Annotated in this window: 12 protein-coding genes; 4 read left to right on the plus strand and 8 right to left on the minus strand. The window is 68.8% G+C overall.

Going from position 1 to position 11,532, the window contains the following annotated elements; genetic code table 11:
* The first annotated feature begins 43 nt into the window (after positions 1–43).
* On the plus strand, positions 44–556 hold the full coding sequence (locus QMG73_RS36335) for a PaaI family thioesterase (RefSeq protein ID WP_281903466.1): 513 nt from the start codon (positions 44–46) through the stop codon (positions 554–556).
* 52 nt (positions 557–608) lie between these two features.
* Here the strand turns inward: QMG73_RS36335 and urtE are convergent, their stop codons facing one another.
* The 6 genes from urtE to QMG73_RS36365 all read right to left on the minus strand — a co-directional run bounded on the left by urtE (position 609) and on the right by QMG73_RS36365 (position 6,522).
* A complete protein-coding gene (gene urtE, locus QMG73_RS36340) occupies positions 609–1,301 on the minus strand; it encodes an urea ABC transporter ATP-binding subunit UrtE (RefSeq protein ID WP_281903467.1) in 693 nt (230 codons plus the stop codon).
* Complete coding sequence (urtD, locus tag QMG73_RS36345; RefSeq protein WP_281903469.1) at positions 1,294–2,031, minus strand: urea ABC transporter ATP-binding protein UrtD; 738 nt, start codon at positions 2,029–2,031, stop codon at positions 1,294–1,296. Before urtD ends, urtE begins: the two co-directional genes overlap by 8 nt.
* Positions 2,028–3,050: an urea ABC transporter permease subunit UrtC gene (gene urtC, locus QMG73_RS36350; RefSeq protein WP_281903471.1), complete on the minus strand. Its 1,023-nt coding sequence runs from the start codon at positions 3,048–3,050 to the stop codon at positions 2,028–2,030. The genes urtD and urtC overlap by 4 nt, the downstream gene beginning before the upstream one ends.
* 59 nt (positions 3,051–3,109) lie before the next feature.
* A complete protein-coding gene (gene urtB, locus QMG73_RS36355) occupies positions 3,110–3,997 on the minus strand; it encodes an urea ABC transporter permease subunit UrtB (RefSeq protein WP_281903473.1) in 888 nt (295 codons plus the stop codon).
* Complete coding sequence (gene urtA, locus QMG73_RS36360) at positions 3,994–5,235, minus strand: urea ABC transporter substrate-binding protein (RefSeq protein ID WP_281903474.1); 1,242 nt, start codon at positions 5,233–5,235, stop codon at positions 3,994–3,996. The genes urtB and urtA overlap by 4 nt, the downstream gene beginning before the upstream one ends.
* Positions 5,236–5,433: 198 nt before the next feature.
* Positions 5,434–6,522, minus strand: a complete 1,089-nt coding sequence (locus QMG73_RS36365; RefSeq protein ID WP_281903475.1) for a substrate-binding domain-containing protein — start codon at positions 6,520–6,522, stop codon at positions 5,434–5,436.
* Between the two features lie 77 nt (positions 6,523–6,599).
* Between QMG73_RS36365 and QMG73_RS36370 the strand changes: the two genes are divergently transcribed.
* On the plus strand, positions 6,600–7,031 hold the full coding sequence (locus tag QMG73_RS36370) for a MarR family winged helix-turn-helix transcriptional regulator (protein WP_281903476.1): 432 nt from the start codon (positions 6,600–6,602) through the stop codon (positions 7,029–7,031).
* Positions 7,032–7,054: 23 nt separating this feature from the next.
* Here QMG73_RS36370 and hisS read toward each other — a convergent pair whose 3' ends face one another.
* Both hisS and QMG73_RS36380 read right to left on the minus strand, forming a co-directional pair.
* Positions 7,055–8,386, minus strand: coding sequence for a histidine--tRNA ligase (hisS, locus tag QMG73_RS36375; RefSeq protein ID WP_281903477.1), 1,332 nt, complete (start codon positions 8,384–8,386; stop codon positions 7,055–7,057).
* Positions 8,383–9,057 (minus strand): MBL fold metallo-hydrolase, encoded by a 675-nt coding sequence (locus QMG73_RS36380; RefSeq protein WP_281903478.1) that lies wholly within the window; start codon positions 9,055–9,057, stop codon positions 8,383–8,385. The genes hisS and QMG73_RS36380 overlap by 4 nt, the downstream gene beginning before the upstream one ends.
* A gap of 134 nt (positions 9,058–9,191) precedes the next feature.
* On the opposite strand from QMG73_RS36380, the gene QMG73_RS36385 reads away from it, so the two are divergent.
* Both QMG73_RS36385 and QMG73_RS36390 read left to right on the plus strand, forming a co-directional pair.
* Positions 9,192–10,097 carry a peptidylprolyl isomerase gene (locus tag QMG73_RS36385; protein WP_281903479.1) on the plus strand — a complete coding sequence of 302 codons (906 nt, stop codon included), beginning with the start codon at positions 9,192–9,194 and terminating at the stop codon, positions 10,095–10,097.
* A gap of 17 nt (positions 10,098–10,114) precedes the next feature.
* Complete coding sequence (locus tag QMG73_RS36390; protein WP_281903480.1) at positions 10,115–10,936, plus strand: peptidylprolyl isomerase; 822 nt, start codon at positions 10,115–10,117, stop codon at positions 10,934–10,936.
* Positions 10,937–11,532: the final 596 nt, after the last annotated feature.

An 11,532-nucleotide genomic window follows, 5' to 3' on the forward strand; every position in this document is an offset into this window, starting at 1 on the left:
AGTCTGATTGACAGACCTAGCAAGCTGCTGCGAGGCTGCGTCCATGAGTCAGACTCAGACCGCCGAGCGCAGCCGCACCTTCACCTGGCAGGACCCGATGGCCAACGCCGCCCACGTGGGGCAGCGCAGCGGCCTGGAGCTGATCCGGGCGATGATCGACGGTGAGCTGGCCGCCCCGCCGGTCATGCACCTGCTCGACATGAGCCGCATGGAGGCCGACAAGGGGCGGGTCGTCGTCGAGATGATGCCGCAGGAGTTCCACTACAACCCGCTGGGCACGGTGCACGGCGGCATGCTCTCCACGCTGCTCGACACGGCGGCCGGGTGCGCGGTGCACACCACGCTGCCCGCCGGCGTGGGGTACACGTCGCTGGACCTCAGCGTGAAGTTCCTGCGTCCGGTCACGATCGCGTCGGGTTTGCTGCGCTGCGAGGGCACTGTGCTGTCGGCCGGGCGGCGGACCGCGCTCGCGGAGGCCCGCCTCACCGATGAGAAGGGCCGCCTCGTCGCGCACGCCACGTCGAGCTGCCTCATCTTCGACGCCACGACCCCATGATCAGGGCGTCCCTGAAGTCGTTCTAACGACTTGAGGGACGCCCTGATCACGCTTAGACGGCTAGGGCTTCGCGGACTGCTTGCTGGGCGGAGTCGCCGCCGGCGCCTGATGATGTGACGCGGCCGGATTCGAGTACGTAGTAGTGGCTGGCCGCGCGCAACGCGAAGCCGACGTGTTGCTCGACCAGGAGCACGGACAGGCCGCCCCGCTGGGTCAGGCCGAGGATCGTGTGCTCGATCTCGGCGACCACCGACGGCTGGATGCCCTCGGTGGGCTCGTCGAGCAGCAGCAGCTTCGGCGACGTGATCAGCGCACGCGCGATCGCCAACTGCTGCCGCTGGCCGCCAGACAGCAGCCCTGCCCGTCGGTTCAGCAGTGCGCGCAGCGCCGGGAACAGGTCCAGCGCCTCCCCCATGGCCGCGCGGCCTCCCGGGCGCGAGTCGGCGATGAGCTGCAGGTTCTCCGCCGTCGTCAGGTGCGGGAAGCACTGCTGGCCCTGCGGCACGTACGCCATTCCGCGCGCCACACGCTCGTGCGGCGCCAGCTTGGTGATGTCTTCCCCGGCGAGCCGGATCACGCCGCGCGCCGGCCGGAGCAGGCCGATCGCGGCGCGCAGCAGCGTGCTCTTGCCCGCGCCGTTGTGGCCCATGACGGCGGCCACCCCATCGGCGGGTACCGAGGCGGAGACGCCGTGCAGCACCGTGCTGCGGCCATACCCGACGTGTACGTCGTCGAACTCAAGCATCGCGCGTCCCCTGACCCAGGTACACCTCTTGCACCTTGGGGTCGGCCTGCACCTGGGCGACCGACCCCTCGCTGAGCACCTTGCCCGCGTGCAGCACCGTCACGGTGCGGGCGAAGCTGCGCATGAAGTCCATGTCGTGCTCGATGACCACGACGGTGCGGTCGCGGCTGACGACGCCGAGCAGCGCGCCGGTGGCGTCGCGCTCGTCGTGGCTCATGCCGGCGACGGGCTCGTCGAGCAGCAGCAGCCGCACGTCCTGCACCAGCAGCATGCCGATCTCCAGCCACTGCTTCTGCCCGTGGGCGAGCGTGCCGGCGAGCTGGTCCCGCTGGGCGGTGAGGTTGATGGTCTCCAGCGCCTCCGAAACCACGGTGGGCACCGATGTGCGGCGCCGCAACAACGACCACGGACTCCGGCCGGCGCCGGCCGCGATGTCGAGGTTCTGCAACACGGTCAGTTCCTCGAACACCGTGGCGGTCTGGAAGGTACGCCCGACGCCCATGCGGGCGATCTGGTGCACCGGCCGGCCCAGCAGCTCGGCGTCTCCGAAGTGGACGGAGCCGGATGCCTTGACCAGACCGGTGACCGCGTCGACGAGCGTGGTCTTTCCGGCACCGTTCGGTCCTATGAGGAACCGGATGTCGCCGGGCGCCACATCGAGGTCGACGCCGTCCACGGCTTTGAACCCGTCGAACGAGACCCGGAGGTCGCGAATCCGTAGACCACTCAAGGGGACCTCCTGCGAAGCAGCACGCGTGCCGACGCCAGGCCGCCCGGCAGGAAGGCCACTACCAGGACGAAGAGCAACCCTTGCAGGTACGTCCACGCGGCCGGGAACTCCTCGGACAGTGTGGTGCGCGCCCATGCCACCGCGACCGCACCGATCACCGGGCCGAGCAGGGTGGCACGCCCACCGACGGCGACCCCGATGACGAACTCGATCGACGGCACGATGCCGATCAGCGCCGGGTTGATGATTCCGACCGCCGGCACGAAAAGCGCACCGGCGAGGCCGGCCATGCCGGCGGCGACCACGTACGCGACGAGCTTGACGTTGGCCGGGTTGTACCCGAGGAAGCGCACCCGCTCCTCGCTGTCGCGGACGGCGACGAGCAGCTCGCCGTACCGGGACCTGATGAGCTGCCTCGCTATCAGCAGCAGCGCAAGCAGGCTGGCGGCGACGATGAAATACACCATCCGCTGGTTGACGGGGTCGTCCAGGTCGTATCCGAAGAAGCCCTGGAAGTCGGTGAGCCCGTTGGTGCCGCCGGTCGTGCCCTGCTGTCCAATGAGGAAGATGGCAAGCGCGGCGGCGAGCGCCTGGCTCAGGATCGCGAAGTACGCGCCGCGCACCCGGCGCCGGAAGACCAGCGAGCCGAGCAGGAAAGCCACCAGCATCGGCAGGAGAACCGTTGCGGGCAGGGCGAAGTACGGGCTGCGGAACGGCGCCCACCACCAGGGAAGCGCGTCGAGTTGGCCGTACAGCAGCATGAAGTCGGGCATCTGGCCCGGACCCGCGTCCGCGAGCTTCATGTGCATGGCCATCGCGTAGCCACCGAGCCCGAAGAACACGCCCTGCCCGAGGGTGAGCAGCCCGCCGCGTCCCCACGCGAGCCCGATGCCGACCGCCACCATGGCGATGCACAGGTACTTGGCGAGCAGGCTGAGCCGGAAGTCAGAGAGTGCGACCGGCGCGACCGCGAAAAGCACCACCGCGCCGACGGCGAGGCCGACGCCCGGCCCTCTCAAGACAAAGCGACGCCGCGGAGCCACCGGCGGCGCCGACACAGGTCTTTCTACAGTAGACGTCACGCCATGCTCCTCGTTCGCAGGGTGAACAGGCCCTGGGGCCGCCACTGGAGGAACGCCACGATCGCGACGAACACGAGCACCTTCGCGACGCTGACCGTGGTGGAGTACTCGATGAGGGACTGCAGTGTCCCGAGCGCGAACGCGACGATCACGCTGCCCTTCAGGTGCCCGATCCCACCGGCCACGACCACCAGGAACGCGTCGATGATGACGTTGGTGCCCATGGTCGGTCCGATCGGGCCGAGCAGGGTCAGCGCGACCCCGGCCACCCCGGCCAGCCCCGATCCGATGAAGAACGTGAGCCGGTCGACGCGCCCGGTGGGGATGCCGGACACGGCGGCGAGGTCGCGATTCTGCACGACGGCGCGGATGCGGCGGCCCAGCGACGTGAACCGCAGCACCAGCGTCAGCGCCACCACGGCCAGCCCGGCGAGGCCGAGGATGAACAGCCGATTGTTCGAGAGCACCAGGTCGTCGGTGATCCGTACATTTCCGGTGAGCGCGTCGGGCGCTTTGGTCTGCACGTTCGGTGCGCCGAAGATGTCGCGGGCGGCCTGCTGCAGGATCAGCGAGACGCCCCAGGTCACCAGCAGCGTGTCCAGCGGCCGGGCGTACAGCCGCCGGATCAGCAGGAACTCGAGCAGGACGCCCATCGCGCCCGCAACAGCGAACGCGATGGGCAGGGCGATCAGCAGCGACCAGCCGGCGCCGGTGATGACCTTCTGCAGGACGTACACGGTGTAGGCACCGGCCATGATGAACTCGCCGTGCGCCATGTTGATGACGCCCATCTGCCCGAACGTCAGGCTGAGGCCGAGCGCGATGAGCAGCAGTACCGCGCCGATGCTGACGCCCGTGAAGAGCTGGCTGACGATGACCGTCATGACAGGCCGGTCGCCCAGGTGTAGCCCTTGAGGTACGGGTCCGGCTTGACGGGCGAGCCGGAGTTCCAAACCTCGGTGATCAGGCCGTCGCCGCCGACCTTGCCGATGCGCGCGGTCTTGTAGATGTGTTGGGTGGCGCCGTCGATGGTCACGGTGCCTTCCGGCGCCTCGAAGGTGACGCCGTCGGAGGCCGCTTTCACTTTCGCCACGTCGAACGCGCCGGCCTTTTCGACCATGGCCTTCCACAGGTACACGGACACGTAGGCGGCTTCCATCGGATCGCTGGTCGGCTTGTCCGCGCCGTACTTCGCCTTGTACGCCTTGACGAACTTGTCGTTGGCCGCGCCCGGCGTGGTCTGGTAGTAGTTCCACGCGGTGAGCTGGTCGGCGAGGTACTGCGTGCCGATGCTCTTGACCTCTTCCTCGGCGATCGAGACGGAGACCACCGGCATGCTCGCCGCGGTCAGCCCGGCCGACTTGTACTCCTTGAAGAAAGCGACGTTGCTGTCGCCGTTGAGCGTGTTGAACACGGCCGATGCCTTGGACGCCTTGACCTTGTTGACGATCGTGCCGAACTCGGTCGAACCGAGCGGCGCGTAGTCCTCGCCGAGGATCGTCATGCCATTGGCGGCCGCGTACGCCTTGATGATTTTGTTCGCTGTGCGCGGGAACACGTAGTCGCTGCCGACCAGATAGACCGATGTCTTGCCCTGTGACTTCAGGTAGTCAAGACCGGGAACGATCTGCTGGTTGGTCGTCGCGCCGGTGTAGAAGATGTACGGCGACTGCTCCAGCCCCTCGTACTGCACCGGGTAGAACAGCAGCGCCTTGTTCTCCTCGAAGACCGGCTTGACCGCCTTGCGACTGGCGGATGTCCAGCAGCCGAAGACCGCCGCGACCCGGTCCTCCTTGATGAGCTTCTCCGCTTTCTCGGCGAACGTCGGCCAGTCGGAGGCGCCGTCTTCGCTGATCGGCTCCAGCTTCTTGCCCAGTACGCCGCCAGCGGCGTTGATCTCCTCGACCGCGAGCTTGATGCTGTCGCGGACCGTCACCTCGCTGATGGCCATCGTGCCGGACAGCGAGTTGAGCAGGCCCACCTTGACGGTGTCGCCGGACGTGTCCGCGACCGCACCGCTGGACGACGAGTCGTTTTCACCGGTCTTGCTGCCGCACGCCGTCAACGCGAGTGTGGCAGCGATCAAAAGGGCGCCGAACCGGCGCCCACGCAACGAATACATCCGACCTCCACGGAAGGCCCTGGTGAATGGCGCCCTCAGCGTCTGCGTGACACGTTGCCAACGTATTTCCGAGCCCTTAAGAGGGTGTTTCCGTGAATGCCAGGCAGGCAAAAAAATAAGCCCGTGCGAAAGGAGCGCACGAGCAATTAAATGGGAGATCCTTCCCACAGGAAGTATCTCGGCCGGGGTGGTGGGCTGTCAAGGGGCGGCGGTCAGCTCGGCCAGTACCCGGAAGTCGAGGGCCTCGGCCTCGGCCAGGTAGATGCGCTGCCGCACGTGCCGGTCGCGCATCCGCAGCAGGCCGCGCGGGCCCTCGTACGACACCGCGTCGGCGCTCGCCCCGATCGCCCGCACGTCCAGCGTGCGTGCCCTCGCGATCAGGGCCGCCAGCAGCAGTACCCCCTCGTAGCAGGACTCACCCAGGCTGCCCAGCGGCGGCGCTTCCGCGCCGAAACGGCGCGCGTAGCGCCCGTGGAAGTCAAGGTTTTCGCGCGTCACCAGGTCCGCGAAGAAGCCGGCGGTGCTGTACAGGCCAGCCGTGGCCCCGGCACCGCTGGCCAGCAGCATGTTCTCGTCCATCAGCGTCGACAGCCGCAGGCACCTGGCGTCGAGCCCGGACGCCGCGAACGCCCGGTTGAACCGCACCGCGTCATTGCCCACGAGTAGCATGAGGATCGCATCGACCTCGGCGTGCTCAATGCGTCGGAGCACTTCGCGGTAATCCCTCGTGCCGAGCGGCAGATATGTCTCGCCGCACACCCGGCCGCCGCACGCCAGCGCGTACCGCCGGGCCGCCCGCGCGCTGTGGCGCGGCCACACGTAGTCGTTGCCCACCACGTACCAGCGGCGGACCCGGCGCTCCCGGCTCAGCAGCCGCATCGCCGGCAACAGCTGGTCGACCGGGGTCTCGCTGGTGAGGAAGACCCCCTCGGTGCGCTCGCCCCCCTCGTACAGGGCGGTGTAGACGTACGGAACTCGGTGCGCGATCCGAGGTGCTAGCGCCTGGCGCACCGAGGAGATGTGCCAGCCGGTCACGCCATGCACCGCTCCCATGTGGACGAGTGCCTCGACCTCGGCGGCCACATTGTCCGGAGGCGCTCCGCCATCCACCGGTACCAGCCGCAGCTCGCGACCCAGCACCCCGCCGGCCGCGTTGACCTCTTCGGCGGCGAGTACCGCGCACAGCTCGCACGTCGGCCCGAACACGCCCGCCGGTCCCTGCAACGGAAACACGAGCGCGACATTGACGGCCGCCGCATCGAGGCTCAGCCATTCCCGTCGCCGCATGGCGCCCATCGTCCCTGGTCAACGGCGTGATCTCCAGAGGCTGCCGGCACCTGCGACCGATCTGTAGCATGAGGTGCGTGGAAAGGCCCGCGGATCTCACGCTTCTGCTGACGCGGGCCGAGCGGCTGGTCGCCCGCCGGCTCAAGGCCGTGCTCGACCCGATGGGCTTCTCCACCGACGCGTGGCGGGTGCTGGCCCTGCTCGCCGACGGCGGCGGCCACACCATGAGCGAGATCTCCGAGCAGGCGTTCCTGCCCCCGGCGACCCTCACCAAGCTCGTCGATCAGCTCACCGAGCACAACCTCGTCTACCGGCGCATCGACCCCGTCGACCGCCGGCGCATCCGCGCCTACCTGACGCCGCGCGGCAAAGACACCCACGCACGCATCGCTCGCGAGATCGACGCGGATTGGGCCGACGTACCCCTGGCCGACGCCGACCTCCTCGCGGCGTTGCTGAAGCGCGTGATCGCTGCGGACTCCGTGATCAAAGCTTCATTCAAGTCGTAAGAACGCCTTGAATGAAGCTTTGATCACGGGCGGGTGATCTGCTGGCGGAGGTCGGCCGCGGGTGGGGTCCAGGTCATCGGGTCGGCATCGATTTGGGTGCCGGAGCGGATGTCCTTCACCGTGTCCTGGGCGCCGTCCGAGCCGGGGAACCAGACGTACGGGATGCCACGCCGCTCCGCGAACCGGATCTGCTTGCCGTACTTGGCCGCCGACGGCGACACCTCGGTGGCGATGCCACGCCGGCGCAGCACCGCGGCCGTGCGGTCACAGGCCGCCCGCTGCTCGTCGGTCGGCAGCGCCACGAGTACGCAGGTTGGCACCGGCCGGGACACCGACAGCGCGTCGGCGCCGAACAGCAGCCCCAGCAGGCGGGACACGCCGATCGAGATGCCCACGCCGGGGAAGCGCTCGTTGCCGGCGGACGCCAGGTTGTCGTAGCGACCGCCGGAGCAGATCGAGCCGAACCTCTCGAACCCGACGAGCTGCGTCTCGTACACGGTGCCGGTGTAGTAGTCGAGACCGCGCGCGATCTTCAGCTCGGCGACGCACAGGCCGGGCGCGTGCTCGGCGGCCGCCTGCATGACAAGTACCAGCTCAGCCAGGCCCTCGTCGAGCAGTGGGTGCTCGACGCCCAGCGCGCGCACGGCGGACTCGAAAGAAGTGTCTGGCGCCGAGATCTCCGCGAGCCGCAGGCAGGCCTTGGCCTGCGACTCGGTCGCGCCCGCCGTCTCCGTCAGCAGCTCCGCGACCTTGTCCGGACCGATCTTGTCGAGCTTGTCGACGGCGCGCAGCGCCGCCTCGGGGTCGGTCAGGCCCAGGCCGCGGTAGAAGCCCTCGCACACCTTGCGGTTGTTGACCTGGATGCGCACCTTCGGAATCGGTAACGCGCTGAGCGCGTCGCCGATGACCAGCGGGATCTCGGCCTCGTAGTGGAACGGCAAGGTGTCGCGGTCGACGATGTCGATGTCCGCCTGGAGAAACTCGCGGTAACGACCCTCCTGTGGGCGCTCTCCGCGCCACACTTTCTGGATCTGGTACCGGCGGAAGGGGAACGTGAGTTTCCCGGCGTTTTCAAGCACGTACCGCGCGAACGGGACGGTCAGGTCGAAGTGCAGGCCCAACGACTCGTCGGAGGCGTCCTCGGCGGCTGCCTGGAGCCGGCGCAGGACGTACACCTCCTTCGAGGTCTCGCCCTTGCGCAGGAGCTGGTCGAGCGGCTCGACCGCACGGGTCTCCAGCGGCGCGAACCCGTACAGCTCGAAGGTCGACCGGATGCGATCGACCACGTACTGCTCGATGGCGCGCTGGGGCGGCAGCCACTCCGGAAACCCGGAGAGCGGCGTGGGCTTACTCATGAGTGGGCTTCCATCACTTGGCGAAGGTACGGGTTGGCGGCGCGCTCGCGGCCGATCGTGGTGGCCGGACCGTGGCCCGGCAGCACGACCGTCTCATCGTCGAGGGTAAGCACCTTGTCGCGCAGGCTCACCATCATTTCCTGCATGCTGCCGCCGGGCAGGTCGACACGACCGACCGAGCCCGCGAAGAGCACGTCGCCGGACAGGCAGATCTCCTGCTCTTGATCTGGCAGGCGAAACATGACCGAGCCCTTGGTGTGGCCGGGCGCGTGGTCGACGGTGATCTCCAAGCCGGCAAGCTTGATGATCTCGCCGTCGGTCATCGGCGCGACCTCGTCGGGCTCGCTCCACTCCAGCCCGCCGAGCAGCGCGCGCGGGTCGATGGAGTTGATCGCCTTGGTCGGGTCGGCGAGCAGCTCGCGGTCGGCCGGATGGATGTACGCCGTGATGCCCCGCGCGCCGCAGACCGGCGTGACGGAGAACGTATGGTCCAGGTGTCCGTGGGTCAGCAGGACGGCGGCCGGATGCAGCCGGTGCTCCGCGAGCACGGCGTCCAGCCGGTCAATCACCCCGATACCGGGATCAACCACTACACACTGCTCCCCCGGCGCCGTGGCCACCACGTAACAGTTGGTGCCAAAGGCGTCGGCGGGAAAGCCGGTAACGAACACAGAGTCCACGTTAGCGGTTCGATAACGGCCGATTGGAATCCGTCGACCTCGGACACCACTTTCTCAGGCGTTACCCGTACACTCTGGCGGGCGTGTGGCGTGCGCTACACGGGGCGACAAGGAGGGGAGTGCGGGTGCCTTCCAGCAAGACTCGGCAGCGCAAGCTGGCCCGGGCCAAATACGACCGGCAGATGGCGCGCAAGGCGGCGTCCGCACGCAGGAAGCGGCGCCTGCAGGCCGGCATCGGATCGGCCCTGGCTCTCCTGCTGATCGTGTTCGGCACGGTGTGGCTGCTCGGCGGGTTCGACTCGGACCCCAAGACACCCGAGGCCGCTGACCTGTGCTCCTGGACGCCGCAGGACGGCAGCGCCAACACCAACCTCAAAGACGTCGGCACGCCGCCCACCAAAGACCTGCCCAACACCGGCACCCGCCCGATGACCATCACCACCAACCAGGGCGCGCCGGTCACCGTGACGCTCGACGTCGCGAGCGCGCCGTGCTCCAGTGCCAGTTTCGCGTACCTGGCTGGCAAGGGCTTCTTCGACAACACCAAGTGCCACGAGCTGACCGCCGAGGGCGCGCTGCGCTGTGGCGACCCGAGCGGCACCGGCCAGGGCGGCGCGACGTACTCCTTCTTCAACGAAAACGTCCCCGCCGCGCCCGAGCCGAGCCCGTCGGCCAGCCCCGCTCCCGCCCAGGCCCCGCTGTACCCCAAGGGCACGGTCGCGCTGATCAGCAACGCGGCGACAGGTGGCGGCAACGGCAGCCAGTTCCTGATCTTCTTCAAGGACTTCACGACGTCCTCGCCGACGTACCCGATCATCGGCACCGTCACCGCCGGCCTCGACGTGGTCGAGAAGATCGGCGCGTTGGGCGCCGTCGACAACGGCTCGGGCGAGAAGATCAAGCCAGCCCAGGACGTGATCATCCAGAGCCTCACGGTCGGTGAGGCGGCCACGCCGGCACCTAGCGCGTCGGTGCCCGCCACCCCGACCGCGCCGACAGCCAGCCCGTCGCCGACCACCGGCCAGTCATAACTGCAGGAGGAAAGACCGTGACGTCCACGAAGGAGCGGCAGCGCGCCGCGGCGCGGGCCCGGCTCGAAAGGGAGATGGCCCAGCGTGCCGCCGCGGCCAAGAAGCGCCGTCGCCAGTTCCAGATCATCGGTGCGGGAGTGGCGCTGCTGATCGTCGCCGTCGGCACGGTGTGGATCGTGGCGGCGGCCGGAGACGACAAGACCACCCCCGGCTCCGACACCTCGGCCGCACCGGTCGCCTGCAAGTGGATCGAGGTGCCGAAGGACCAGCAGACCAAGCAGACCGTGGACGTCGGCCTGCCCCCGACCACGTCGCCGCCGAACACCGGCACCAAGACGATGGCGGTCACCACCAACTTCGGCACCGTCAACGTCACGCTCGACCTGGCCAAGTCGCCGTGCGCGGCAGAATCATTCGCGTACCTGGCCAGCAAGAACTTCTTCAACGGCACCAAGTGCCACCGCATGTTCACTGGCATGCTCCAGTGCGGCGACCCGAGCGCCAAGGGCAAGGGCTACCGCGAGACCGACGGCACCGGCGGCCCGTCGTACCGCTTCGGCAACGAGTACCTGCCAACCAACGAGCGCCCGGCGTACCCGGCCGGCGTGGTAGCACTGGCCAACAGCGGCTCGCCCGACAGCAACGGCAGCCAGTTCTTCTTCATCTACCAGGACGTCGAACTCTCGCCGGACTACACGATCCTCGGCAAGGTCGACCAGGCCGGCCTGGACGTTCTGAAGAAGGCCACCGAGAAGGGCCACGACGGCGCCTTCGACCCGAACCCGGGCGGCGGCCACCCGAAGTCCGACATCGACCTCCAAACAGTGACAGTCTCCTAACCCGTTAGGCCCGCGCGGCAGCGCGCTGCGCCGCGCTGGGCGCGGGCGCAGCGCGCGTTGCCCCGCTCAGCGCGGCGGCCGCGTCCCCTTGCGCAGCGCAGCGGCCGCGCTCCCAGCTGGTCGCGGCGCGGGGCGCCCGCTCGGCGCGGACGCCCCGCCCCCCAGCTCGTCGCGGCGCGCGGTGCCCGCTCGGCGCGGACGCCCCGCCCCCAGCTCGTCGATCAAGGGCATACGCACGTGGTTCGATCTCAAAACCACGTGCGTATGCCCTTGATCGTTCGGAACTCCCTTGATCGCCGCGCGGCGCCTCACCTGCGGCAGCCCTGCTCGGCCCGGGCCGCGCAGGCCGGGCCTAGCCGGGCGTGGGCGCCGCCGGCTCGGCGCCCACGCCAGGCGCGGACGCGGCGGAGGGCGGCCGCTGCCGGAGACCGTGGCGAACTACTGCCCCTAGAGGGGCAGCACTTCGCCACAGACGCCATCGGCATCCAGATCTTGGCGCTCCACCGTCGCTATGGCGAGCTCAACCGGTGGTTGCAACACCGAGTAGTTGGGCCATTTTGTCAGCTGGGTTGGCCCAGCCGAGGGTCATTCGGGGT

This window comes from Phytohabitans aurantiacus (assembly GCF_027923225.1).
In the GTDB taxonomy this organism is placed as follows: Bacteria; Actinomycetota; Actinomycetes; order Mycobacteriales; family Micromonosporaceae; genus Phytohabitans; species Phytohabitans aurantiacus.

What these genes read in the sequence shown, in the direction of transcription:
- QMG73_RS36335 (WP_281903466.1), top strand. Translation starts at nt 44, where the DNA reads ATGAGTCAGACTCAGACCGCCGAGCGCAGCCGCACCTTCACCTGGCAG.
- urtE (WP_281903467.1), bottom strand. Translation starts at nt 1,301, where the DNA reads ATGCTTGAGTTCGACGACGTACACGTCGGGTATGGCCGCAGCACGGTG.
- urtB (WP_281903473.1), bottom strand. Translation starts at nt 3,997, where the DNA reads ATGACGGTCATCGTCAGCCAGCTCTTCACGGGCGTCAGCATCGGCGCG.
- urtA (WP_281903474.1), bottom strand. Translation starts at nt 5,235, where the DNA reads ATGTATTCGTTGCGTGGGCGCCGGTTCGGCGCCCTTTTGATCGCTGCC.
- QMG73_RS36365 (WP_281903475.1), bottom strand. Translation starts at nt 6,522, where the DNA reads ATGCGGCGACGGGAATGGCTGAGCCTCGATGCGGCGGCCGTCAATGTC.
- hisS (WP_281903477.1), bottom strand. Translation starts at nt 8,386, where the DNA reads ATGAGTAAGCCCACGCCGCTCTCCGGGTTTCCGGAGTGGCTGCCGCCC.